Source organism: Deinococcus apachensis DSM 19763 (assembly GCF_000381345.1).
In the GTDB taxonomy this organism is placed as follows: Bacteria; Deinococcota; Deinococci; order Deinococcales; family Deinococcaceae; genus Deinococcus; species Deinococcus apachensis.
This window is the reverse complement of sequence record NZ_KB906398.1, coordinates 92,803-117,410: the sequence shown is the minus strand read 5'-3', so window position 1 is coordinate 117,410 and position 24,608 is coordinate 92,803. Positions and strand designations below refer to the sequence as shown.

22 protein-coding genes are annotated in these 24,608 nt (G+C 68.4%); 10 read left to right on the top strand and 12 right to left on the bottom strand.

Annotated elements, in window-relative coordinates:
- Positions 1 to 15: 15 nt before the first annotated feature.
- From F784_RS0100700 to F784_RS0100670, 7 genes are all read right to left on the bottom strand, one after another.
- Positions 16 to 723: a hypothetical protein gene (locus tag F784_RS0100700; protein WP_019584759.1), complete on the bottom strand. Its 708-nt coding sequence runs from the start codon at positions 721 to 723 to the stop codon at positions 16 to 18.
- Positions 720 to 3,731, bottom strand: a complete 3,012-nt coding sequence (uvrA, locus tag F784_RS0100695) for an excinuclease ABC subunit UvrA (protein ID WP_026332159.1) — start codon at positions 3,729 to 3,731, stop codon at positions 720 to 722. The genes F784_RS0100700 and uvrA overlap by 4 nt, the downstream gene beginning before the upstream one ends.
- A gap of 399 nt (positions 3,732 to 4,130) precedes the next feature.
- Positions 4,131 to 6,113: a beta-galactosidase gene (locus F784_RS0100690; RefSeq protein ID WP_019584757.1), complete on the bottom strand. Its 1,983-nt coding sequence runs from the start codon at positions 6,111 to 6,113 to the stop codon at positions 4,131 to 4,133.
- A gap of 25 nt (positions 6,114 to 6,138) precedes the next feature.
- Positions 6,139 to 7,032, bottom strand: coding sequence for a carbohydrate ABC transporter permease (locus F784_RS0100685; protein ID WP_019584756.1), 894 nt, complete (start codon positions 7,030 to 7,032; stop codon positions 6,139 to 6,141).
- On the bottom strand, positions 7,029 to 7,892 hold the full coding sequence (locus F784_RS0100680) for a carbohydrate ABC transporter permease (RefSeq protein WP_019584755.1): 864 nt from the start codon (positions 7,890 to 7,892) through the stop codon (positions 7,029 to 7,031). The genes F784_RS0100685 and F784_RS0100680 overlap by 4 nt, the downstream gene beginning before the upstream one ends.
- A 123-nt stretch (positions 7,893 to 8,015) precedes the next feature.
- Positions 8,016 to 9,326, bottom strand: a complete 1,311-nt coding sequence (locus tag F784_RS0100675; RefSeq protein ID WP_019584754.1) for an extracellular solute-binding protein — start codon at positions 9,324 to 9,326, stop codon at positions 8,016 to 8,018.
- Between the two features lie 342 nt (positions 9,327 to 9,668).
- Complete coding sequence (locus F784_RS0100670; protein WP_019584753.1) at positions 9,669 to 10,781, bottom strand: BMP family lipoprotein; 1,113 nt, start codon at positions 10,779 to 10,781, stop codon at positions 9,669 to 9,671.
- Positions 10,782 to 11,012: 231 nt separating this feature from the next.
- Here F784_RS0100670 and ligA point away from each other — a divergent pair, with 231 nt between their 5' ends.
- The 8 genes from ligA (at position 11,013) to F784_RS0100630 (ending at position 17,672) form a co-directional block, all read left to right on the top strand.
- Positions 11,013 to 13,049: an NAD-dependent DNA ligase LigA gene (gene ligA / locus F784_RS0100665; RefSeq protein ID WP_019584752.1), complete on the top strand. Its 2,037-nt coding sequence runs from the start codon at positions 11,013 to 11,015 to the stop codon at positions 13,047 to 13,049.
- A 124-nt stretch (positions 13,050 to 13,173) separates the two neighbouring features.
- Positions 13,174 to 13,515, top strand: a complete 342-nt coding sequence (locus F784_RS0100660; RefSeq protein WP_019584751.1) for an Asp23/Gls24 family envelope stress response protein — start codon at positions 13,174 to 13,176, stop codon at positions 13,513 to 13,515.
- Complete coding sequence (gene nusB, locus F784_RS0100655) at positions 13,512 to 14,006, top strand: transcription antitermination factor NusB (protein WP_019584750.1); 495 nt, start codon at positions 13,512 to 13,514, stop codon at positions 14,004 to 14,006. Before F784_RS0100660 ends, nusB begins: the two co-directional genes overlap by 4 nt.
- On the top strand, positions 14,003 to 14,869 hold the full coding sequence (gene folD, locus F784_RS0100650; RefSeq protein WP_019584749.1) for a bifunctional methylenetetrahydrofolate dehydrogenase/methenyltetrahydrofolate cyclohydrolase FolD: 867 nt from the start codon (positions 14,003 to 14,005) through the stop codon (positions 14,867 to 14,869). Before nusB ends, folD begins: the two co-directional genes overlap by 4 nt.
- A gap of 13 nt (positions 14,870 to 14,882) precedes the next feature.
- Positions 14,883 to 15,344 (top strand): divergent PAP2 family protein, encoded by a 462-nt coding sequence (locus F784_RS0100645; RefSeq protein ID WP_019584748.1) that lies wholly within the window; start codon positions 14,883 to 14,885, stop codon positions 15,342 to 15,344.
- A 10-nt stretch (positions 15,345 to 15,354) separates the two neighbouring features.
- Entirely contained in the window at positions 15,355 to 15,918 is a 564-nt protein-coding gene (locus tag F784_RS0100640) for a class I SAM-dependent methyltransferase (RefSeq protein ID WP_019584747.1), read from the top strand.
- A 62-nt stretch (positions 15,919 to 15,980) separates the two neighbouring features.
- Entirely contained in the window at positions 15,981 to 16,643 is a 663-nt protein-coding gene (locus F784_RS22080) for a TetR/AcrR family transcriptional regulator (RefSeq protein ID WP_019584746.1), read from the top strand.
- A gap of 60 nt (positions 16,644 to 16,703) precedes the next feature.
- Positions 16,704 to 17,672: a hypothetical protein gene (locus tag F784_RS0100630; RefSeq protein WP_019584745.1), complete on the top strand. Its 969-nt coding sequence runs from the start codon at positions 16,704 to 16,706 to the stop codon at positions 17,670 to 17,672.
- A 66-nt stretch (positions 17,673 to 17,738) separates the two neighbouring features.
- Here the strand turns inward: F784_RS0100630 and F784_RS0100625 are convergent, their stop codons facing one another.
- The 5 genes from F784_RS0100625 to F784_RS0100605 form a co-directional block, all read right to left on the bottom strand.
- Positions 17,739 to 18,116, bottom strand: coding sequence for an NADH-quinone oxidoreductase subunit 15 (locus F784_RS0100625; RefSeq protein ID WP_019584744.1), 378 nt, complete (start codon positions 18,114 to 18,116; stop codon positions 17,739 to 17,741).
- Between the two features lie 170 nt (positions 18,117 to 18,286).
- Positions 18,287 to 18,781, bottom strand: coding sequence for an AAA family ATPase (locus F784_RS22075; RefSeq protein ID WP_019584743.1), 495 nt, complete (start codon positions 18,779 to 18,781; stop codon positions 18,287 to 18,289).
- The gene (locus tag F784_RS0100615; protein WP_019584742.1) at positions 18,778 to 20,178 is read right to left on the bottom strand and encodes a family 43 glycosylhydrolase; all 1,401 of its coding nucleotides are present in this window, start codon (positions 20,176 to 20,178) and stop codon (positions 18,778 to 18,780) included. The genes F784_RS22075 and F784_RS0100615 overlap by 4 nt, the downstream gene beginning before the upstream one ends.
- Positions 20,179 to 20,358: 180 nt before the next feature.
- Positions 20,359 to 20,667, bottom strand: coding sequence for a DUF7079 family protein (locus F784_RS22070; protein WP_019584741.1), 309 nt, complete (start codon positions 20,665 to 20,667; stop codon positions 20,359 to 20,361).
- Positions 20,668 to 20,690: 23 nt separating this feature from the next.
- Positions 20,691 to 22,505 (bottom strand): alpha-amylase family glycosyl hydrolase, encoded by a 1,815-nt coding sequence (locus F784_RS0100605; protein ID WP_019584740.1) that lies wholly within the window; start codon positions 22,503 to 22,505, stop codon positions 20,691 to 20,693.
- 293 nt (positions 22,506 to 22,798) lie between these two features.
- Here F784_RS0100605 and ispG point away from each other — a divergent pair, with 293 nt between their 5' ends.
- Together ispG and F784_RS0100595 are read left to right on the top strand one after the other, a co-directional pair.
- A complete protein-coding gene (gene ispG, locus F784_RS0100600) occupies positions 22,799 to 24,025 on the top strand; it encodes a flavodoxin-dependent (E)-4-hydroxy-3-methylbut-2-enyl-diphosphate synthase (protein WP_040382265.1) in 1,227 nt (408 codons plus the stop codon).
- Positions 24,022 to 24,423 (top strand): DUF4259 domain-containing protein, encoded by a 402-nt coding sequence (locus F784_RS0100595; RefSeq protein WP_019584738.1) that lies wholly within the window; start codon positions 24,022 to 24,024, stop codon positions 24,421 to 24,423. Before ispG ends, F784_RS0100595 begins: the two co-directional genes overlap by 4 nt.
- The last annotated feature ends 185 nt before the right edge of the window (positions 24,424 to 24,608 follow it).

Here is a 24,608-nt window from a genome sequence, read left to right as displayed (position 1 = left end):
GGGAGGCGCAGAGGCTCAGGCCCGCTGCCCCGACTCGCCCGTTGTCGCCTGGCCCGTTGTCTCCTCGGTGGCGGGGACAGCCGTGATGACCTCCGTGGCTGTCGTCGTGGTCATGCTCTCTGCCGGAGATGGGACAACCCGCGCGGCGGCCAATGCGGCGGCTCGCGCGGCCCTTCTGCGCCTGCTATACCGCACCGCCACGCCCACAAGCTGCCGCACGAAGCTGAAGGCCAGGCCCGCCACCATCGCGCTCAGGGCGGCCCGCTGAAAGGTCGCGTTGCCGGGCAGGGTCAGCCCCGGGTCGAGTTTGGTGCCGTAGCGCCCCAGGGCGAGCAGCGGCAGGGCAAAGATCACGGCGGCGAAGGGCAGCACGAACGCGCCCCCCGAGTGTTTCACGAGCAGCAGCGCCAGCAGCGCCCCCCCCACCAGCGGCAGGATCACCGGCCACTGGGCGCCCAGTTCCCCCGGGGCGAGGAAGGGCAGCCCCCCCAGCAGCACCCCGAAGTACCCGAACCACCCGCCGAACTCGTCGGCCAGGATGGTGAGCAGCACCCAGGCGAGCAGCCGCTCGGCCCAGCCACCCCCCACCACAGGATTCCCGGGCGTCCATAGCAGGTACGCCAGCAGCGCCAGCAGCGCCCAACCCCCCAGCAGCCGCAGGACCGTCCAGGCGGGGGAGAGGCGCGGCGTGGCCGTCCCCACGGGCGCGAGGGTCCGGGTCACGCGCCGACCGCCTTCTTCGTCCGGCCCTTCCTCGCCGCCGTCGCCCCCACCATCTCGCGGTCCTCACTCCCGGCGGGGATGATGCCCGGCACCCGGCGCAGGTACTCGCCCGTGTAGCTCGTCGGGTGCGCGGCAAGCTGCTCGGGTGTCCCGGTGGCGACGACCGTGCCGCCCCGCACGCCGCCCTCCGGCCCCAGGTCGATGATGTGGTCGGCGCACTTCATCACGTCGAGATTATGCTCGATCACGACGAGGGTGTTGCCGCCCTCCGCCAGGCGGTTCAGGACTTCCATCAGCTTCCGCACGTCCTCGAAGTGCAGGCCGGTCGTGGGCTCGTCGAGGATGTAGATCGTCTTCCCGGTCGCCCGTTTCGAGAGTTCGGACGCCAGCTTGATGCGCTGCGCCTCACCGCCCGAGAGGGTGGTGGAAGGCTGCCCGATCTTCATGTACCCCAGACCCACGTCGCACAGCAGGCTCATCTTCTTCTCGATGCCGGGGATGTTCTCGAAGAAGGTGCGGGCGTCCTCCACGGTCAGGTCCAGGACCTCACTGATCGTCTTACCGTTGTACTTCACTTCCAGCGTCTCGCGGTTGTACCTGGCCCCTTTGCACACCTCGCACGGCACGTAGATGTCGGGGAGGAAGTTCATCTCGATCTTCATGACGCCGTCGCCCTTGCAGTGCTCGCAGCGCCCGCCCTTCACGTTGAAGGAGAAGCGGCCCGCCTGGTAGCCCCGCCGCCGCGCTTCCGGCGTCCGGGTGAAGAGGTCCCGGATCTCGGTGAAGACCCCCGTGTACGTCGCCGGGTTGCTTCTCGGCGTGCGCCCGATGGGGCTCTGGTCGATCTCGATCACCTTGTCGAGGAACTCCATCCCCTCGATACGGTCGTAGCGCCCCGGGTTCGTCTTCGCCCCGTTCAGCTCGCGGGCAAGGGTGGCGTGGAGGATGTCGTGGATCAGGGTGGACTTGCCCGAGCCCGAGGGACCAGTGACGACGGTCATCGTCCCCAGCGGAATCTCGATGCTCACGTCCTTGAGGTTGTGCTCGCGCGCCCCGATGATCTTGAGCCGTTTGCCGTTCCCTCGCCGCCTTGTCTCCGGCACCTCGATCTTCAGCTCGCCGCGCAGGTACTTGCCCGTCAGGCTGTCCTCGCTCTCCCGCACCTCCTCCGGCGTGCCGACCGCCACGATCTCGCCGCCGTGGACGCCAGCGCCTGGCCCCATGTCCACCAGGTAGTCGGCCTCCAGCATGGTGTCCTCGTCGTGCTCGACGACGATCAGGGTGTTTCCCAGGTCGCGCAGGTTCTTCAGGGTGCCGATCAGCCGCCCGTTGTCCTTGGGGTGCAGGCCAATGGAGGGCTCGTCGAGGACGTACAGCACGCCCGTCAGCCCCGAGCCCACCTGCGTGGCGAGGCGAATGCGCTGCGCCTCCCCGCCCGACAGGGTGTTCGCGGTGCGGTCGAGGGAGAGGTAGTCCAGGCCCACGTCTACCAGGAACTTCAGCCGGGTGCGTATGGCCCGCAGGATAGGGGCTCCGACTGCCGCCCCGAACTCATTCAGGGTGTACTCGTAGCGCCGGGGCGGATGGGCCTTCGCGGTGCCGCCTAGGTGCCCCTCAAGGTGCGGCTCAATGGCCTCGTGGTTTAGAGTGCCGTCCTGGAGCCCCTGGAAGAAGGCGTCCGACTCCAGCACGCTCATGCCGCTCGCCTGCGAGATGTTCAGGCCGCCCACGCGCACCGCCAGAATCTCGGGCTTGTAGCGGGTGCCACCGCAGGTCGGGCAGGGCCGGAGTTCCATCAGCTCCTCCAGCTTTTCCCGCATGAACTCCGATTCGGTGTCCGCGTAGCGACGCTCAAGGTTCGGGATCACGCCCTCGAACTCGGTCATGAAGCGCATGGTTTCCTTGCCGTTGCGGCGGTAGACGACCTCGAAAGGCTCGCCGGGGCCGTCCAGGATCGCCTTCTTCGCGTTCTCCGGCAGGTCGCGCCACGGGGTCTTGAGGTCGAAGCCTAGGTGCTCGGCGAGCGCCTTGAGCTTGTCCCAGTAGTACACGCCGCCGCCCGTGCCCTTCTTGCTCCACGGGAGGATGGCGCCCTCGGCGATGCTCAGCTTCTCGTCCACGATAAGTTCGGGCGAGAACTCGTTCTTGTGCCCCAGACCCGCGCAGTCGCCGCAAGCCCCGTAGGGCGAGTTGAAGGAGAAGGAACGCGGTTCCAGTTCCTCCAGCACGCTGCCGTGTTCCGGGCAGGCGAACTTCTCGGAGTACAACTCCTCGGTGCCGGTGTCGGGCATCAGCACGCGCAGCAGGCCCTCACCGCGCCGCAGGCCGAGTTCCACGCTCTCCGCAATACGGCTGCGGTCGTTTTCTCGCAGAGTTACGCGGTCCACGACCACATCGACGTCGTGCTTCTCGAACTTCTCCAGCTTGAGCTTCTCGGCCTCCTCCAGCTCGTAGAGGGTGCCGTCCACCCGCACGCGGGCGAAACCCTCGCGCCGCAGGTCGCCCAGCAGCTTGCGGTACTCGCCCTTGCGCCCGCGCACGACGGGGGCGAGCAGGATCGCCCGGGCGTCCGCGAACTGCGAGAGCAGCCGGTCGGTGATCTCGCTCGGCGACTGCTTCTCGATCTTGCGCCCGCAGATGGGGCAGTACGGGGTGCCGATGCGCGCGTACAGCAGGCGCAGATAGTCGTGAATCTCGGTGACCGTGCCGACCGTCGAGCGGGGGTTGTGACTGGTCGTCTTCTGGTCGATGGAGATGGCGGGGGAAAGGCCCTCGATGGCTTCCACGTCCGGCTTCTCCATCAGGCCGAGGAACTGCCGCGCGTAGGCGCTCAGGGACTCGACGTAGCGGCGTTGGCCCTCGGCGTAGATCGTGTCGAAGGCAAGGGTGCTCTTGCCACTGCCCGATACGCCCGTGATGACCACGAACTTGTCGCGCGGCAGCTCGACCGTTACGTTCTTGAGGTTGTGTTCCCGCGCCCCACGTACCACTAGGTTCTGGTTCTGCAAGCTCAAAGCTCCTTCGGGAAGCGGCGAGCGGACGGGCCGGGCGCCGCGAGAGGGGTTCTGCTCCGCGCAGAAGGAGGAGGGCCTCCTTCGCTCTTAAACAGGCCATTGTAACACCTCGAAGGGGATAGCGGTGACGGAAAACGCTTAGGTGTCGGGGCGTTCGGGGGCCAGCTCGGGGGCTCGCTCTTTCGGCACCGCGCAGAACCCCTCCGCTCCTCCCCTGGGAAGGGCGGCTTTGAAGTGCTGTCTCAGCAGCATTCCCAGGCTCCCTTTGAGGGGAGCTGTCGGCAAAGCCGACTGAGGGGTGATACGCCGTGAGGTTGCCCCCCGGCATTTATGAACGGGAGAGGGGAGGCAACCCCTAGAGGTCACCTCCCCGGCCCGGAACGACCCTGGTACTCAGCCCTCCGCCATCACCTCGAAGCTCACTGGCCCCAGCGTTCGGCCCTGCCACTCCACGGGCTGGCCGGTCCAGTTCTGGACGAGCGTGGCTCCCGCCCGGCGGCTGAGGCGCACACCTTCCGGAAGGTCGGCCGTCGTCACCCCCGCCGCCCCCAGAACCTCACGCAGCACGTCCGGAATCAAGGCTTCGCTGTGGGCCCCAATCACGGTCACGTCCCCATGCTGGATCACCGCGGGCTCCCCGTCGAGCGGCCCGCCCTCATAGGTATGCGTGGCTTGGGCACCTTCCAGCCGGTAGCTCTCTGCCCAGAACCGGGCCGAATAGCCGCCGCTGACCGCGTCCTCCAGGCCGGGACGCAGCGAGTCGTATTGCCGCAGGCGGGCGCCCACCAGACTGCTGAGCGGCCCGAACTGCCCGTCCGTCCACGTCTGACCGCTCGGGGTGCGGAAGGCGGTGCGGGGACCGCAGACGAGTCGCGCGCCTCCCCGCACCGCCTCGGCCCAACGCTCCGCGCGTTCCGGCATCATCAGCGTGATCGCCGGGGCGACGAGTACCCCGTACCCGCTCAAATCCGCGTCCGCGCTCACCACGTCCACGTCTACGCCGAGCGAGCGCAGGGCCGAGTAGTATGCCACCGTCTGCGCCCAGTAGCTCATGGAGGCGCTGTGGGGCTGGGCGTCGTACAGCCACAGGCTCTCGTAGTCGTGCAGCAGGGCGACGCGGGCGGGCACAGGGCCCACCGGGAACTGGCTCAGGTCCAGCGCCGCGACCTCCGCGTACCCCCGGGTGGGCCGCTCGTCGTGGCCCAGCAGGCCGGAGTGCATGACTTCCTGCGCCATTGTGGCGGCGCGCCAGCGGAAGTAGCTCACCACGTCGGCCCCGTGTGCCCAGGCCTGCGCGGTCCAGAGTTGCACCGCGCCCGGCGCGGGCTGCGCATTGTAGGGGGCCCAGTTCACCGGCCCGCACTCCTGCTCCATCACCCAGGGGCCGTTCGGCGTGCCTTTGCCCTCGCGGCCCAGGCCGTTGCGCCCCCCCAGCACGCCCCGGTAGAGGTCGTGGTTGAAGGCGATCAGGTCGGGGTGTCCGGTGCGGGCGTAGCGGGTCTTCACATCCTCCCCCGTGCCCGGCGGCGCGAAGAACTCCAGCATTCCGGTCGGATAGTTGTCCCAGGTGGCGAAATCCAGCCCCCGCGAGACCTCGTAGTGGTCGAAGCCCGACTCGAAGATCATGAAGTTGTGGGTGACGAAGCGCCCGGGCGACAGCTCCCGCAGGATCGCCACCTGCTCCGCCTGGAAATCCCGGATCAGGTCGGAGGCGAAGCGGTAATAGTCGAGGATGTGGCTGGGGTTGGGCTCCGTCACGGTCAGGACGGGCGGGCGGATCTGCTCCCAGTCGCTGTACTCCATGCTCCAGAAGACGTTGCCCCAGGCCTCGTTGAGCGCGTCCAGCGTGCCGTACCTCTGCCGCAGCCACTCGGGGAACGCCGCCGCGCTCGCCCCGCCGTAGGAGCGGCCCGTTCCGTGACAGGCGAACTCGTTGTCCGTCTGCCAGCCGACGACTGCGGGATGCTGTCCGTACCGCTCGGCCACGGCGCGGGTAATTCGCCGCGAGTGCTCCCGGTACACGGGGGACGCGAAGTCGTAGTGCCGCCGCGAGCCGAACTCCCGCACGCGGCCCTGCGCGTCGTACGGCAGGATTTCCGGGTGGGCGCGGATCAGCCAGGCGGGGGGCGTGGCTGTGGGCGTACACATGACCACCCGCAGCCCCTCGGCGTGGTAGGCCTCCACCGCGCGGTCCAGCCAGCCCCAGTCGTACTCGCCGGGGCGCGGCTCGATACGGCTCCACGCGAATTCGGCGATGCGGACGAAGGTCAGGCCCAGCTCGCGCTGCTGCTGGGCATATCCGGCCCAGCGGTCCTCTGGGACGTGTTCAGGGTAGTCGCAACTTCCCAGCTCTAAGTGGGCAGAGGGTTCGGTCATCGAAAGTCCTTGGAAAAAGGCACGTTCAGCCCTTCACGGCGCCGGTCGCCAGGCCGCCCTGCCAGTACCGGCCGAGCGTCAGGAAGGCGAGGAGCAGCGGCAGGATGGAGACGAGGGCGCCGAGCACGATCACGGTGTAAAGGGGTTCCTGCCCACTGGAACTGCTCGTCTGGTTCCAGATGCTCAGGCCCAGCGTGAGGGGGAAGAGTTCGCTGCGGTTCACCACCACGAGCGGCAGGAAGAAGTTGTTCCACGCGCCGACGAAGGCGAACAGGCCGACCGTGACCAGCCCGCCGCGCACCAGGGGCAGGCCGAGCTGCCGGAAGATCGTCCAGTCGCCCGCCCCGTCGATGCGCGCTGCCTCCATCAGCTCGCGCGGAAAGCCCGCATCCCAGAACAGCCGCATCAGGTACAGCCCGAAGGGGTTCACGAGCGCGGGCAGGATCACGGCCCAGTACGTGTTCAGCAGCGCCAGCTTCTGCATCATCAGGAAGAGGGGCAGCACGAGCGCGGTGCCCGGCACCATGATGGTGGCGAGGATCAGGGCGAAGAGGGCATTCTTGCCCCGGAAGTCGTACGCGCTGAAGGCGTAGCCCGCCGCCGCGCTGACGAACATGCTGCCAATGGCCGAGGCCCCCGCGTACAGCACGCTGTTTAGCAGCCAGCGCAGGAAGATGCCGTCGTCGCGGGTGACGAGCGTGTGCCAGTTCTCGGCGAGATGTCCCGGCGCGGCGAACCACAGCCCGAAGGTGGAGAACAGTTGCCCGTTGTCCTTGGAGATCGTCACCAGGACCCACCACAGCGGCAGCAGCGAGTACAGGGCGAACAGGCCCAGCGCGAGCAGTTGCAGCGCCGTGAAGCGCGGCGGGCGCAGGCGGCGGGAGGTGGGCCTGGCCTGTGTGGTCTGGGAGATCGTCATAGTTCACCTCCCCGGCGGGTGAAGCGCAGGAACACGGCGCTGAGCAGGAATGTGAACACCGCGAGCAAAATAGCGAGCGTCGCCGCGTAGCTGAAGTTCCCGTCGCGGCTCGCCACCAGGTACAGGTACGTGTTCGGCGTGATGTTGTCGGGCACGTAGCCCAGTGGCCGCAACACGAAGGGCTCCGCGAAGATCTGCATGGTCCCTATGATGGAGAAGATCAGGACGAGGAGCAGGCTGGGCTTCAGCAGCGGCAGCTTGATGTAGCGGGTCAGCGTCCAGCTCGACGCGCCGTCGATGCGCGCGGCCTCGTACAGGTCGCCGGGGATGTTCTGGAGGGCGGCGTACAGCGTAATCATGTTGTACCCCGTCCATGTCCACGTGACGATGTTGGCGATGCTCCACAGCACCACGCTGCTCGACAGAAAGTCGGTCTGGAGCCCAGTGATCTGGTTGAACGGCGAGAGGTTCTTAGAGTACAGGTAGCCCCACAGCAGGCCCGCAACCACGCTGGGGATCGTGTACGGCAGGTAGAAGGCGGTGCGGAAAAAGCCCTGCGCGCGGCCCTTCACCCCGTCGAGGATCAGGGCCAGGGCCGTGGCGAGCACAATCATCAGCGGCACCTGCACCAGCCCGAACTTGAGGATGTTCAGCAGGCTGGCGAGGAAATCGGAGTCCTGAAACGCGCGGACGTAGTTGGCGACCCCGCCGAAGACGTCGCGGGCCGGGCCGAACGCGCCGCGCTTCTTGATGAACAGGCTGAGGTATCCGGCGTACACGACTGGGGCCACGTAGAACGCGGTAAAGAGCAGCAGAAAGGGGGCCAGGAACAGCCAGGGGACGATGCGCGGTGCCTTCACGAGGCACCTCCTGAAACTGGGCGCATAGGGGTCAACCTCGGGTGCGGAGTGGGGGAAAGAAGAAAAGGAGGCGCCGGACGCACGCGCCTCCGGCCCTCCTGTGGTGCTGGCGCGGGGAGGCGCTCAGCGGACGGTATACCCCTGCTTCTTCGCCTCGGCGAGGCTCTCGCGCTGCCAGGCGTCGAGCGCCTGATCGGGCGTCAGGCGGCCCTTGAGCATCAGGTCCATTTGCTTGTTGAAGTTGTCGTTCACGAAGGGGAACCACGGGGCCCACTGGAAGTTCACATTCACCCCGCGGCTGGCCCGGGCGTACACGGAGCTGATGTCCTGCCCGCCGAAGAACTTGCTGGGGTTCTTCGTCTTGTCCCGCAGCACCGCGAGGTCCAGGCCCGCGTCGCTGGCGGGGAACAGGCCGCCGTTGGTCCAGTTGTTGGTGAGGGCGTTCTGCGACAGGTTGAGCCACAGGGCGAAGAGGGTCGCGGCCTCCTTGTTCTTGCTCTGGGTGGTCACGACGCTGGAGCTGCCGCCCCAGTTACCGCTGCGAATGGTGTTGCCCGCCGTCCACTGGGGCAGGTTGGCCGCCCGCCACTGCCCGGCGCTCTTGTCCTTCAGGCTGCCCGCGTATCCGCCTGGACCCCAGGCCGCTTCGAGGTTGGTAGCCACCTGTCCGGCGCCCGCCGCGTTCCAGTAGTCGGCGGTGAAGGCCTGGAGGGTGCCCACGTCGCCCTTCTTGATCAGGCGGTACCAGTAGTTCAGCACCTTCTTGGCGCTCGCGTTGTTCAGGGTCTGCACCCAGCCGTCGCCCTCGCGGCGGAAGAACTGTCCACCGTCCGCCCAAGCGAGCGCCATGAACCACGGCGCGTAGGTGGAGTAGAAGTTGCCGAACTTGACCTTGCCGCCGCTCTTCTGGCGAACGGTGTCGGCGGCCTTCTCGTACTCGGCCCAGGTCTTCGGCGCCGCCACGCCGTACTTCTGAAGCAGGTCCGCGCGGTAGACCATGGCGAAGGGGCCGGTGTCCTGCGGGATGGCGAACACGGCCTTGCCGTCAGGGCTGACCTGGCCCCAGGTCCAGGGCACGAAGTACTTCTTGTAGTTGTTCGCCCCGTACTTGCTCAGGTCCTCCAGGCCGCCCAGGTCCACGAAGGCGGGTAGGAAGCCGTACTCGATCTGCGCCACATCGGGGGCGCCGCTGCCCGCCTGAAGCGCGGTGCGGAGCTTGGTGTAGGTCTGCGGCCCGCCGCCCAGGTTGGTCACCTTCACGTCGATGTTGGGGTAGGTCTTCTCGAAGGCCTGCACGGTCTTGTCCAGGCCCGGCACCCACGACCAGACCTCCAGCGTCACCTTGCCGGTGGGCGCCTTGGGAAGGGGCGGATCGGCGGCCAGGGCGCCGGTGGCGAGGGCCAGGGTGGTCAAGGCGAGCAGCGTTTTCTTCATGGTTCCTCCGGGAACGTGGAGCGGGTGGCGCAGCTTGGGGAGCCAGGCCTCACCTGGCGGGTGAAGGGGTCAGCGAGGGAACAGAGCGGGGAACCGTACCCAGCACCGCCTTCGGGTGTCCCGAAGGCACTGAGCGGGGAGCGTCCAGGTGTCGCCATGCGGCTCTCGCCCCCGCGAGACTCGGCCTCATGTCCTGGCTGTCTGACTCCCGGAGTTTACTCGGCCTTTATTTGAACGGTCAATATGCGCCCGAATGGCGGGAGGTTCGGGTGGTGGAAACCGGGGGCCGCACCAAAGAAGGAAGGCGACCCATGGGGGCCGCCTCCCGGAAAGTCACTGGCTTTACTTCGTGGGCACCTTGATCTTGCCCGCGATGATCTGGGCCTTCGCGGCCTCGACCTTGGCGACCTGGCTGCTGGGGATCAGGGCGCGGTTGTACTGGTCCACCGCGTAGCCCACGCCGTTTTCCTTCAGGCCGAAGCGGCGCTCGCCGCCCTTGAACTTGTTGTCCTTGACGTCCCTGATCAGCGCGTACACCGCGTTGTCGACGCGCTTGAGCATGGAGGTCAGGCCGTGGTTGAGGGTGGCGGGGTTCTTGTCGAAGTCGCCCAGGTAGTTCTGGTTCGAGTCCACACCGATGAAGAACAGCGGGCGGGTGTTGCCCGCGCAGGCCTTCTGGTAGCTGGCGCTCTTGGTCACCTTGGCGAAGTTGTTGGTGTTGAACTTCACGCCCGACGGGAGGTTGGCCGCCTTGAGGCACTGGGTCTGCTTGACGTAGTCGATCACGCCGTTGCCGCTCGCGCCCGCCGCCGCGAAGATGATGTCGGTGCCGCGCGCCCGCATGGAAGCGGCGATCTCCTTGGCCCGGCCGGGGTTGTTCCACGCATCGGGGGTGGTGCCCACGTACTGGGCGATCACGCGCGCCCTGGGGTTGGCAGCCTTCACGCCCGCCGTGTAGCCCGCCTCGAACTTGTGGATCAGGGGCACGTCCATGCCGCCCACAAAGCCCACCACGCCCGTGCTGGAGTTCAGCCCGGCCAGGTAGCCCACCAGGTAGCTGCCCTGCTCCTCGGAGAAGACCAGGCTGGCGACGTTCTTGGCGGGGGACACGTCGTCCACCAGGCCGAAGTACAGCTCGGGGTTCTCCTTGGCGACCTGGGTGATCGAGGCGTTGTTGGCAAAGCCCACGCCGATGGTCAGGTCGAAGCCCTCGTTGGCAAACGAGCGGATGCCCTGCACCGTCTGGCTGGGGTCGCTGGGCTCGAAGTCCTTGACCTGCACGCCCAGGGTCTTGCTGGCGCGCTGGGTCCCCTCGTAGGCGCTCTGGTTGAAGCTCTTGTCGAACTTGCCGCCCGCGTCAAAGGCGATGCCGACCCGCACGGCGCCCTGCGCGGCGGCGAGGGTGGCGGCGGCGGTCACGGCGGTGGCGAGGGCGAACGTCACGAATTTCTGCATGTGTCTTCCTCCGGTGGAGTGGTGTTCTGAAAGGGGGGGGCACGAAAACCCAAAACAGAGTATACGGAAATCTGCCCGTGTCTAGACCCGGTTCAACATGATGGGCGGCTGACGTGGATGAGAAGGGTCTCCATGAGCTGTCCGACCTTTCTTCATCCAGCCTTTGTCCCGCGGGGTCCATCGTCTGGGATAAGCCCGTCCCCGGCGAAAGGCCGATGCTACGCTGCCGCCATGAGTCAGCCCGCCCAAGGCACGTCCCCGGTCCAAGCCACCCTGGACGAGTACCAGGCCCTGCGCGCCGAGGTCGAGCGCCACGCCCGCGCGTACCACGAGCAGGACGCCCCCGAAATCCCCGATGACGTGTACGACCGGCTGGTGCGCGACCTGCGGGCCATCGAGGAGGCGCACCCGGAGTGGGTGGAGGAGGGCACGCCCACCCAGGCGGTCGGGGGCGCTCCCAGCTCGGCCTTCCAGCCCGTGAACCACCCCACCCCCATGACCAGCCTCGACAACGTGTTCGACGACGAGGAGCTGGCCGAGTGGCAGGAGAAGCTGGCCCGCGCACTGAACCTCCCCCCCGACTACGACGGCTTCACGTACACGGGGGAACTCAAGATCGACGGCCTGAGCGTGAACCTGTACTACGTGGACGGCGTCTTGCAGTGGGCGGCCACGCGCGGCAACGGCGTGACGGGCGAGATGGTGACCGAGCAGGTTTTGACGGTGCCCGGCATTCCCCGCGAGCTGCCGGGCCTCACGGGCGAGCTGGAGGTGCGCGGCGAGGTGTACATGAGCCGGGCCGAATTTGCCGCCTACAACGCCCGCGCCGAGGAGCTGGGCCTGCCGCTGCTGAAAAACCCCCGCAATGGGGCCGCCGGGGCACTGCGCCAGAAGGACCCGGAGGTGACCCGCACCCGCAACCTCAAGGCGCTCTTCTACGCGCTGGGCAGGCGGGGAGGCATTCCGGTCCGGTCCCAGGGGGAGGTGCTGGAGTGGCTGGAAGGGCAGGGCTTCCCGGTCAGCCGCTACAGCGAGACCTTCACCGGACTGGAAGCCGCCGCTGACTACCACCGCCGCATGGTCACGCAACGCGCCAGCTTCGAGTTCGACGCGGACGGCACGGTGCTCAAGCTCAACCCCCTGAACCTCCAGGCCGAGGCGGGCTTCACCAGCCGCGCGCCCCGCTGGGCCATCGCCTACAAGTTCCCGGTGGAGGAGGTCGAGACGACGCTGGAGAGCATCACGATCAACGTGGGCCGCACCGGCAAACTCGCGCCGCTGGCGCACCTCTCGCCCCGGCTGATCGAGGGGAGTACCGTCTCCAAAGCGACCCTGCACAACGAGGACTACATCCGCGACATGGACCTGCGGATCGGCGACACGGTGGTCGTCCGCAAGTCGGGCGGCGTGATTCCGCAGATCATGCGGGTGGTCCTCGAAAAGCGGCCGGAGGGTGCCGAACCCTACGCCTTCCCCACCCATTGTCCCGAGTGCGGCCACGAGGCCGTGCGCGCGGAGGGCGACGCGAACACCTACTGCCCCAACCCCGCCTGTCCGGCCCAGCAGTTCGAGCGCCTGCGCTACTTCGTCTCCCGGAGCGCGATGGACGTGCGCGGCATCGGGGAAAAACTGATCGAGCAACTCCTCGCGGTGGGGCTCGTGAAGGACGCGGCCGACCTCTACATCCTGAGCGCGGAACAGCTCGCGGCCCTGGAGCGCAGCGGCGAGAAGAAGGCGTCGAACATCCTCGCGCAACTGGAGGCGAGCAAGACTCGGCCCCTGTGGCGCCTGATCAACGCGCTGGGGATCAGCCACGTGGGGGAGCGCAACGCGCAGGCCCTCGCCCGCGCCTTCGGCACCCTCGACGCGCTGCTCGCCGCCACGCCCGAGCAGATCGAGGCCGTCCCCGGAATGGGCGGCATTCTGGCCCAGAGCGTGACTGCCGCCCTGGCCGACGAGAACATGCGGGGCCTGATTCGCCGCCTGCGGGGGCGCGGCCTGAACCCGGTGGAGGAGACGGCCCCGCGCGGCGACGCGCTGGCGGGCCTGAGCTTCGTCCTGACCGGCACCCTCTCCCGCCCCCGCGAGGAGGTCAAGGCGCAGTTGGAAGCGGCCGGAGGGCGGGTCACCGGCAGCGTGACCAAAAAGACCAGCTATCTCGTCGCGGGCGAGGAGGCGGGCAGCAAGCTCGACCGCGCCCGCGAGCTGGGGATTCCGGTGCTGGACGAGGCGGGACTCGCGGCGCTGCTGGAGGAAAGGGGAGTGTAGGAAGGGGAGCCCACCCTCCCAATCCCGCACGGCGTCCCCACACTGCGAACGGCGCCCCACCCCGCTACACTGTGCCCGACTGCCGGGCCGTCTCCGAACACGGCCCGCCCGGAGGCGAAGAGCAATGGACGTAGAGATCAGCAAGAGTGTCCTGACGGACATCGCCGCCACGACGCTGGAGGGTATCGAGGGGATCGAGGTCGCGCACGCGTCCCTCAAGGTGGGCGAGGTGCTGCGCCAGCAGGGCGGCGCCCGCCGTCCCCGCGCCCTGAAGGTCACGCGCGAGGGCCAGACTGTCATCATCGACGTGGGCCTGAACGTGGAGTACGGCCGCAACCTCGTCGGGCTGGCCCACCAGGCGCAGCGCTCCGTGTGCGAGAACGTGGAACTTATGACCGGCCTGAAGGTGAAGGCCGTGAACGTCACCGTGCTGGGCGTGACGCTGCCCAAGGGGGCCTCCGCTTGACCCGCAGGAGAGAACGGGGCCAGCAGCCCGTCGGCACCCGGCGCGCCGCCCGCGAGTTCGCCTTCCGCGTCCTGTTCGAGGCCGAGCGGGGCGCCCTGCCCCTGGACGCCGTGTTCACTCGCGCTGAGGGGGCCATGCGCGAGGGGGACGACACCTCCCCGCCGCTGAACGAGGAGGCGCTCACCTTCGCCCGCCAGCTCGTGGACGGCCTGAGCCAGCACCGGGCGGACGTAGACGCCACCCTGAAGCGCACCATTCGCGGCTGGGACTTCGAGCAGATGGCCCAGACCGACCTGAACGTGCTGCGCCTCGCCACCTATGAACTGCTGTACACGCCCGAGCCGCACCCCCCCGTCATCGAGAGCGCCGTCCGCATCGCCCGCAAGTTCGGCGGCGAGGAGTCGGGACGCTTCGTGAACGGCGTGCTGGGTGGGCTGAGCCGCAGCCTGGGCAAGGATTCGCGCGCCGCCGAGGACAGGGCCGGGGAGTGACGGCCCGGCCCCTCCCCGGCGCCCCCGCCGCCGAGGCCCTGCTGGCCGAAACGGCGACCCGCGCCGCCCGCCTCCCCACCCCACCCCATCTGGCTATGGTCCGGCTGGGCGAGGACCCCGCCAGCGTGAGCTACGTGCGCGGCAAGGACCGCAAGGCGCGTGAGGTCGGCCTGAGCAGCACCGTCCACGCCCTGCCCGAGACGACCACGCAGGAGGAACTGCTGGACCTCATCGCCCGCCTGAACGCGGACGACGCGGTGAACGGCATCCTGGTCCAGCTTCCCCTCCCCGCCCATGTCAGCGAGCAGGCGGTGCTGCACGCCATCGACCCGCGCAAGGACGTGGACGGCTTCCACCCCCTGAATGTGGGAGAGCTGTGGGCCGGGCGCCCCGCCCTGAGGCCCTGCACGCCCGCCGGAATCCTGTACCTGCTGGACTATTACGGCCTCCCTGTCGCCGGGCAGCGCGCCGTCGTCGTGGGCCGCAGCCACATCGTGGGGCGCCCGCTGGCGGCGCTGCTGCTGGAGCGCGACGCGACGGTGACCATGGCCCACAGCCGGACGCGCGACCTGGGCGCCGTGACGCGGGAGGCTGACCTCCTGCTCGTTGCGGTGGGCCGGGCGCACCTCATCACGCCCGACATGGTGAAACCCGGCGCGACCGTGATCGATGTGGGGATCAACCGCGTGTCCGGTGAGAACGGCAAGGCGCACCTGACGGGAGATGTCCGCCCGGACGTGGCAGAGGTCGCGGGCGCCCTCACGCCCGTGCCGGGCGGCGTCGGTCCCATGACCATCGCGCAGCTTCTCGCCAACACGGTGGCCGCCGCCGAGATGCAGTCGGGCCGCCGCGCCGCGCGCTAGACTCCCCGCCAGCGTGACGACCCCCCTCGAAGACCTGCTCGGGAACCGCTGGTTGTGGACGGCCATCCTTGCCTCGACCGGCGCCCAGGTGCTCAAAGTCCTGCTGATCCTGCTCCTCGAACGCCGCTGGCGCCCCGCCGCCTTCATGGAGACGGGCGGCATGCCCAGCAGCCACTCGGCGATGGTGGCCGCCCTGAGCACCGGCGTGGCCCTGGAGTTCGGCCTGGGCAGCCCCCTCTTCGCCGCCAGCGCCGTCTTCGCCCTCATCGTAATGTACGACGCGACGGGCGTGCGCCACTCCAGCGGGATGCAGGCCCGGCTCCTGAACGAACTCGTCGAGGAGCTGCGCGCCGTCGTCCGGGAGGGCTTCGCGCCATTGCCCCTCCGGGTGCTGCTGGGCCACACCTACCTGGAGGTGCTGGTGGGCACCCTGATCGGCATCGGGATGGCGTTCGTGGCCTTCCGGATGCTGTGAGGGCCGGGCTATGACCGCCGAGCAGTTGCGCGTCATCATCGGCGCGGGGGAGCAGCGCTGGGAGGGCTGGATTCCCACCGGGCGCGAGGCCCTCGACCTCTTGGACCGAGAGACCTGGGTGGCCTGGTTCGGCGAGCGCCGCGCCGACGCCCTGCTGTGCGAGCACGTCTGGGAACACCTGACCGAGGAGGAGGGCCGCGCCGCCGCCCGCCTGTGCTTCGAATTCCTGAAGCCCGGGGGCTTCCTGCGCTGCGCCGTCCCTGACGCCAACTTTCCCAACCCAGAGTACCAGCGCACCGTGCGGGTGGGCGGCCCCGGCCCGGCGGATCACCCGGCGGCCGATCACAAGATCGTCTACGACCACCGCCGGTTTGCGGACGTGTTCAGAAGCGCGGGCTTCGAGGTCGAACTCCTCGAATACTGTGACGACAGCGGCAGATTTCACTACCACGGGTGGGACGTGGCGACGGGTCCGGTCTACCGCTCCCTGCTCCTCGACCACCGCAACCGCGAGGGTCGTCTGGGCTTCGTCTCCCTGATCCTCGACGCGAAAAAGCCCCTCGACTCGCACTGAGCCCCGAATTCGACCAGCAATTCCCCTTGACTCACTTAACGGCGTTAAGTGACAATATGCCTATGAGCAAGGCGAAGGTCGAGACGTCGGCGGAGGGTACCCGCCAGCAGCGCTTGCGCCGGGCCAGCGCCGAGCGGCGGGCGCAGCAGAAGCTCGACCTGCGCCGCACCATTCTGGACGCCGCGACGGAACTCTTTGCCAAAGAGGGCTACGAACGCTTCTCGCTGCGGCAGGTGGCGGAGGCCATCGGGTACTCGCCCACCACGATCTACCTGTACTTCACCGACAAGGACGACCTGCTGCACCACGTCGCGCTGGAGGGCTTCCGCTCCTTTGGGGAGGACTTACAGCGGGCTTTTGACGGTGCGGAGGGGGCGCTGGATCGCATTCGGGCGATGGGTCTGGCCTACCTGCGCTTCGGTATCACCCACCCCCTGCACTACCGCCTGATGTTCATGGTGCGCGGCGAGTTTCTGGAACGGCCCAATCCGCCGGGCTACGAGTCCGTCATCGACTCCTTCGGCGTGCTGCAACGGGCCGTGGAGGAAGGGCTGGCCCGGGGTGAACTGCTGCCCCAACCCGCCCAGGTCTACACTTCCCATCTCTGGGCCCACGTCCACGGCCTGGTGTCGCTCCACCTGGCGACGCCGTTTCTGCCCCGGGAGAGTCTGGAAGGGCTTTTCCTGGCCCACATGGAGGTGTTTCGGCGCGGCGCCCGCCCCTGATGTTTTGCTCCGAGGTTAACACTGTTAAGCTGAAGAACGTCGTGTAGAAGGAGACCTGTTATGTTCCCGAAGAGCCTCCCCTCCTCCCCAGTCCGCCACCTCCACGCCCTGTGGGAGACCCACCCGCCCCTGCTGCTCTCGGCCATCGTGACGGCGGGGATGAGCGTCTTTTTCCTGGCCGGAATCTTCCTCGACCCGCGCTACGTGACGGGCGCCCCGGTGTGGCTCAAGCCACTGAAGTTCGCGGTCTCAGTAAGCATCTACAGCGTGACGCTCGTGTGGATGCTGGGCTTCGTCCGGGGCCGGGGGAGACTGGTCGGCGCGCTCGCCTGGACGGTGCTCATCACCCTCGCGCTGGAGTGGCTGGTGATCATCACGCAGGCGGCGCTGGGCACAACCTCGCACTTCAACGTGGCGACGCCCTTCGATTCGGCACTCTGGAGCCTGATGGGCGGCTCTATCACGGTGCTGTGGCTGGCACATCTGGGCATCGCCCTCCTGGTGCTGCGTCAACCCTTCGCCTCGCCCGTGCTGGCCTGGTCCCTGCGCCTGGGCCTCTTCCTCACGCTGGTGGGCATGGCTGAGGGCGTCCTGATGACCCTCCCGACCGCGCAGCAACTGGCGAACTTCCGGGGCATCGCGGGAGCCCACACCGTCGGTCTTCCCGACGGCGGCCCCGGTCTCCCGGTGCTGGGCTGGAGCACGGCGGGCGGTGACCTGCGGGTCGGGCATTTCGTGGGGCTGCACGCCCTGCAGGTGCTGCCGCTGCTGGGCGCGCTGCTGCTGCGCCTGCCCCGCCTGGACGACCGTCAGCGGCTGCGCCTGCTGGGGACCGGCGCGGGTCTGTACCTGGGGCTCATTGGGCTCGTGACCTGGCAGGCGCTGCGGGGCCAGCCCCTCCTCGCCCCGGACGGCCTGACGCTGGCCGCTCTCGCCGGGCTGCTGGGGACGGCGGGTCTCAGCACGGCCTCCATTCTTCTCGGGGGCTTTGGGCGCGGACGGAGTGCCCGAGTTCGGCCCATCCCATAGACACGAGTTCAGGCATCCTCGGGGGCTCGGGTTCTTCGCCGGGCTCCCTCTTTCAGGCAGAAATCCCTACGCCACGCCCTTGACCGCCCCGTCCAGCAACGTCGCCAGCCGCTCGCGGGTGAAGGGCCGCTTGCCCTCCAGCAACCCGCGCTCGCCCGCGTGCAGGTGCCAGTGCTTACCCCCGCCCATCAGGCGCAGCGAGACCCCCTTGAGGTCCACGTGCCGGGGACTCACCGCCGCGACGAGGAGGGGCTGCCCGCCGGTCGTCAGCGCCACGCTCATCACCGTGGTGGGCAGGTCGTAGGGGCGCTCCATGCGGTAGATGTAGTCGGGGAAGTCGGCGACCTTTTCAAACCCCAGACCGCGCGCGGCGGCCTCGGCCTGGAGCCAGCCGAGGAGTTCCACCCACTGCGAGTACAGCAGCCCGTCCTGTGCGTGTGCCATGTGTGATGAGTGTAACAAGCGGGAGGGTGGGAAGAAGGGAGACACTGTGCCCGGACATCAGCCTTGTTCGGGGGGCGCGAAAGGGTTGTCATGCTGAGTGCCAGCGAAGCATCCCAAGACTTCGGGACCCAACGTTTGCGCTCAGGGTGACGAGGTTTCTGAGTCCCGCCCTAGGGGGTCCTCCACGGGCTGATCTCGAATTCGCCCGCAGGCGTGAGCCGGACGGCAAAGAGGGTGCCGAAGCCTTCCTCGGGGCTGGGATGTTGCAGCCGCTTGGCCGTGGCATAGATCGCCACGTCGGGAACCCGGGCCTTCCCCTCGCGGCCCCGGTTGCGTTCCAAGGCGGTCTGGATATCGGTGACGAACACGTACCCGGTGACTGTTGCCCTGTATGCCCGGGCCAGGGTTATGGCCCCGGCCCGGTCCTCCCACGTGGGGTTGGTGTTGTCGAGCACCACGCTCCGCCCGCTCGACAACGCCTCCTCGATGAGCTGGCGTTGCCGCCGCGCCTTGTTGCGGTTGTTCGGAAAGAGGTCCTTGCTGACGTGGACGTGGGTGCCCGAGAACCGCTCGCGGTAAAAGGACGTCTTGCCGCTGCCCTGCACCCCCACGAACAGCACGAGTTCGGGAGGGTTGCCGGGAGATTTCGGCGGAGGGTCGGTCACCGGGAGGCGGGCGTCACCGTGACCGCGTCGAGCTGCACCGCGCCCGCCTCCTGCACGAAGCGCACGTCGTTCTCGCCCGCGCGCAGGCGAACGGACAGGGGCCGGGTGCCGAAGTTCGCCCACCCGCTCGGGGCATACGTAACGTCGGTGGCGCTGCCGTTCACCGTGACGCTCTGGCGGGCCGGACGCCCCGAGCCGTTGGAGTACCGCACCCTCAGCGTGTACGTCCCGTCACGCGGAGCGCGCACCCGCGCGAAGTCCACGCTGTCTCCCGGCCCGTCCAGCCGCACGGCCCGCCCGCCCGAGGCCAGCGGTTCCTCCTGCACCTGCACCCCCTTCGTCCGCGCCTGCTCGGCCTCGTACTCGCCGGAGGGCAGGGGCAGCGCCGTGTCGAAAGAGGCGGGCCGCCCGAACTTCGGGGTGCCGTCCGCATTCCAGGTGAACTCCTGCGCGCGGACGCTGCGCCCGCCCCAGCTCGCCCCCTGGACCTCGATGGCGTGGTAGAGCTGCCAGTCCTCCGTGCCGTCGGGGGATTTCACGAAGCCGTTGTGGCCGGGGGCGTAGACGCTCGCCGCGTCGTTGCGCGCAAAGACGCAGTCATCCGACTTCTTCCAGGCGGCGGGGTCGAGGACATTCTTGCCCGTCAGGCTGAGCAGGCCCAGACAGTAGTCGTCTGTCCAGCTGCCGCTCGCGGAGTAGACGACAAACACGCGCCCGCCGCGCACCAGCACCTCCGGCCCCTCGTTGATGTACGGCTGCCCGATGCGCTCCCAGGGCTGGTCGGGCTCGGAAATCTTGACCCGCTCGCCCGCCAGGGTCCAGGGATTCTTCATGGGGGCGACGTAGAGGTTTTGCTGCACGTTCTCGGTGCCCTCCCACCCGGACCAGACGAAGTAGCGCCTGCCGTCCGGCCCCTGAAAGACGGTGCCGTCAATGGCCCAGCGGTTCGTGGGGTCGGTGATCTGGCCCCGGAAAGTGTAGGGACCAGTCACCCGGTCGCTCTCCAGCACATACATCCGGTGGTTCTCGTTGCGGCCGTCGTCCGCGGCGTAGTAGATGTACCACTTGCCGCCCTCGCGCACGAGTTCCGGCGCCCACAGCTCGCAACACGGCGAGTCCGACTGCCCGCCGCGCCAGACCACAACCTTTTTCACATCGCCCAGCCCCGTCAGGGTCGGGGACGTGCGGATGCTGATGCCGTCCTCGTCCGACTGCACGAGGTGATAGAGGGCGCCGTCGAACACGACTGAGGGGTCCTGTCCGGCGGGCAGGAGGGGGTTGCGGAAGGTCTGCCCGGTGGGTCCTTCCGGCAGGGGCTGGGCGGACGTGGTGAGGGCCCCGAGGGCCAGGCCGAGCAGGGCGAGCGGCGCCAGCCGCAGGCGTGAACGTGGGGGCATGTCCCGATGCTGCCTCATCCGCGAGTTTGCGTGATGTGGAGCCCGCGAGGCAGGCCTGTTCGTGCCCTTACTCAGCGGACGTGGCTCAAGCTGCGGCCTCCCGGCGGGCGCGCGGCAGCAGGGCCAGGAGGCGCTGCCACTCCGCTTCCACCAACCGTCTGGCCAGAAACCGCGTCAGGCTCAGCCGGGGGGGACGCGTTGCGAACCGGGCGCCCGCTTGCACAGCCAGTCCTCGTCGAAGCCGCTCGAGACCCCGATGGGGGTGAGCAGGTTCCCGGCGACCACGGGGGCCGCCTCCTGCCAGAAGATGATGCTCACCTCGTCGTCACTGTACCCGGAGACCGCCGCCACCCGCGCGCTGGAGCACAGGTCGTCCTCCATCACCTCCGTGTCGAGCCACAGCCCCGATAGGGCGATCCAGAGGGACCATCGGCGGCGCAGCCCCGCGCCGGAAAGGGGGAGGGCGGGGGGCACCCGCTCGGAATGCACCTCCCTCCCTGCCCGCGTCTGCCTCAGCCCTGAAGCAGCACCCGTCCCCCCGCCGCGTTCAGCGTGACCTCCCCACCCGTCAGGATCTCCCCGCTCAGCCCGTCCCGCCACTCGCCCGCCGGAAGGGTGAGAGTGACCTCGTGTAGCTGGGCACGGCGGCTCGCCACCACGACTGCCCGTTCCACCCGCCCGTCCGTGTGCGTGTACTCGCGCAGGAAGGCGAGGGCGTCGGGCTCGGCATGCAGGAACCGCAGGTTGCCCTCGTGCAGGACAGGCGTATCCCGCCGGAGGTGGATGAGTGCTCGCACCTTCGCCCGCAACTCCGTATCCCATTTCTCCTCGTTCCAGGGCATGGACTCGCGGCACCAGGGCATCTGGCCGCGCGTGTGCTGGCTGAGCCCGATCTCCGAGCCGTAGTAGGTGCAGGGCACGCCCGCGTAGCCCATCAGCAGGGTGAAGGCGGCCAGGAAGCGGGTGCGGTCGTCCTCCACCCTTTTGAGCGCCCGCGAGATGTCGTGCGACTCGATCAGGTTGAACATGCTGAGCGCGACCTGGGGCGGCAGGGCGTGGTAGGCGTCCCACAGGATGTCGGCGAGTTCCGTGCCGTCCATCCGGCTGGGCTCCTCCAGGTGCGTCTCGCCGCTCAGCCACTGCATGACCGGCAGGCCGAAGCCGTGGTAGTTCATCGCGCCGTCCTCGCCCTGTCCGCCCAGCGCGTGTTCCGGGTCGTAGAAGCGCTCGCCGAAGACGTAGGCGTCGGGCCTCTCCTCGCGCGCCGCCGCCTTGAGTGCCCGGTGCAGCGGCAGGTTGTCCTCGTCGGTGCCGCCCGCCCCGATCATGTGGGCCACGTCCAGCCGCCAGCCTGCCGCACCGCGCTGCAGCCAGTGGCGCACCACGCTCTCCTCACCGCTGAAGAATTCCTCGACCGCGAACTCGTTGCGGTAGTCGATCTTGGGCAGCGTCGGCACGTCGAAAAAGGCGTGGTACGGCGGCTTGCCCGGCTCGTCCCGCCAGGTGAAGAGCGCCCGCTCGGGGGCGTCCTTGCTCGCCATTGCCGCCCGGAACAGCACGTTCTCGTTCCCCATATGGTTGAACACACCGTCGAGGACGATGCGGATGCCTGACCGGTCTGCCGCCGCCGACAGTTCCTCCCACGCCGCATCGCCCCCCAGGTGCGGGTCCACATGGCGGTAATCGCTGATGTCATAGCGGTGATTTGACGGGCTGACGAAGATCGGGGTGAGCCACAGGGCGTTCACGCCGAGGTCGGTGAGGTACGGGAGAGCCTGCGTGATGCCCTGGAGGTCCCCGCCGTAATGCGCGTGAACGTCGCCCTTCTTCGTGATCGGCGTGCCCCACTCGGCGTGTTCGACCGGGCGCCCGCCGTACAGATACTCACCCGTTCGCACGTCGTTCGTGGGGTCGCCGTTGCGGAAGCGGTCGGGGAAAATCTGGTAGAAGACGCTGCGCCAGGCCCATTCGGGCGCGACGTGCCCCGCCAGGTACTGGAACCAGTTGCGAAAGCCCCGCCGCGCGTGGTGCAGCCCCAGCGCCGTGAGGTTGAGGTGGTCGTCGGGGAACAGCAGCAGCCAGCCGTAGCGCACCCTGGCCTCATGGATGGGCAGCTCGGCCTCGAACCAGCGCCCTTCGGTCCCCGGAACCTGGACCTCCCGCGCCGGAAGGAGCTCGATCTCGCCCACCCGCACCAGCTTGAGTTTCACCTCGGTCACGGGCAGCGTCACCCGCACCCGGACCCGCACCGTCTCGCCAATTCCCGCGCCCAGCCGCTCGGTGTAGCCCGGCGTGTGGTCGTGCTGCGCCTCTCCCGCCCAGTTCATACCCATATCCATTCCCTCCAAACGGCCCGCCCGGCACGTGTCCCCACAAAGAGTGTGTGGAGGTCGTGCCGGGCGGGCAAGCGTTGCCTTCAGGTTGTGTGGGCCACGTGGCCCCGCTGCCAAGTCTGCGGGGAGGGGCGGCAGGAGGTCAAGGGGGAGGCGGGGGCTGGCCCTGTTTCCACAGGGAAGGTCCCCCTGAAGGGGGCATGGTGCGGGTTCCCAGCACTTGAAGACCGCGCCTCCCCGTGACCCCCGGCCCGAACGTCCCGCCCCGGCACGCCTACACTGGGGGCATGACCGCCCGCCGCCAGACCGTGACCACCTGGGTGGGGAACGTGCCCGTGGGAAGCGCCCACCCCATTGTCGTGCAGTCCATGACGAACACCGACACCGCCGACGCGGAGGCCACCGCCATTCAGGTCGCCCAGCTCGCCCGCGCCGGGTCTGAGGTCGTGCGTGTGACCGTGAACACCCGCGAGGCCGCCGCCGCCCTCCCCGAGATCGTCGCCCGGCTGCATGAGGTCGGGATCGACGTGCCCATCGTGGGTGACTTCCATTACAACGGCCACATCCTGCTGCGGGAATTCCCGGAGACCGCCCGCCTCCTCGCCAAGTACCGCATCAACCCCGGCAACGTGGGCGCCGGGCAGCACCACGACGCCAACTTCGCCACGATGATCGAGGTGGCGAAGGAGTTCGGCAAGCCCGTCCGCATCGGGGTGAACTGGGGTTCCCTGGACCAGCAGGTCCTCGCCCGGCTGATGGATCTGAACGCCCGTCAGGGGAGCCCGAAGTCGGGCACCGACGTGATGATCGACGCGATGGTCACCTCGGCCCTGGAGAGTGCCGCCTACGCGGAGAAGTTGGGTCTGCCCCACGACAAGATCATCATCTCCGTCAAGGTCAGCTCCGCCCCCGAGCTGTGGCAGGTGTACCGCCAGCTCGCGCCGCTGTGCGACTACCCCCTGCACCTGGGCCTCACCGAGGCAGGCATGGGCATGAAGGGCATGGTCGCCTCCAGCGTGGCCCTCGCGCCCCTGCTCGTGGACGGCATCGGCGACACCATCCGCGTGTCCCTCACGCCCGAGCCCGGCGCCCCCCGCAAGCTGGAGGTCGAGGTCGCGCAGCAGATTCTCCAGAGCCTCGGCCTGCGCCAGTTCCTCCCGCAGGTCACCTCCTGCCCCGGGTGCGGCCGCACGACCTCCACCTTCTTCCAACACCTCGCCCAGCAGATTCAGGACCACATCCGCGACGCCATGCCCGAGTGGAAGGCCAAATACCCCGGCGTGGAGGACATGCAGGTCGCCGTGATGGGCTGTATCGTGAACGGTCCCGGCGAGAGCAAGCACGCCAACATCGGCATCTCGCTCCCCGGCACGGGCGAGGACCCCCGCGCCCCCGTCTATCAGGACGGCAAGCTCCTCACGACGCTGAAGGGCCCGCGCATCGTCGAGGACTTCAAGGAACTGCTGGAGCGCTACGTGGAGGAACGGTACGGTCGGCGGGAGGCCACAGCATGAACCTCTGGGGCACCGGTCCTTTCGAGAACGAGGTAGGTGCGGCCTTCGCAGGGGAGGTCGTGCAGGACGGCGCCTTCGCGCTCGCCGAGGCCTTCGACGTGGCGCTCGACCCCGATACCGAATTCCTGGCCGCGGAGGAAGGCCACCGCACCCTTGCCGCCGCCGAGGTGTTGGCCGCCGTGTTGACGGGGGAAACGGCGGGAATTACTGACGCCGCGCTGCGTGCTTGGATAGCGGAAGCGGACCCCGACGCCCTGCAACCACTCCGCGAGACGGCCCGGGAAGCTGTGGGCCGTGTCCTGGCCCCAGACAGTGAACTCCCTGACCTCTGGGCCGAGAGCGAGGACGGGGAGGCCTGGCGAGCGGATGTGCAGCGGCTGTTGGACGCGCTGGAGTAGGGGAGCTTGGCTTCCACCGCGGAGATTTGGCTGGCGGATGATTCGGCCTTTCTGGAAGAGCATCCGCTATTACGTTTGCAGATTGATTTACACCGCTGTGCTCGGGAAATAGGGTGGCGATTAAAGCCCTTTAGAGCCTCGCCACCCGACGATCTGATGGAAGCCTTCGCCTTTCAGGCGCCGCA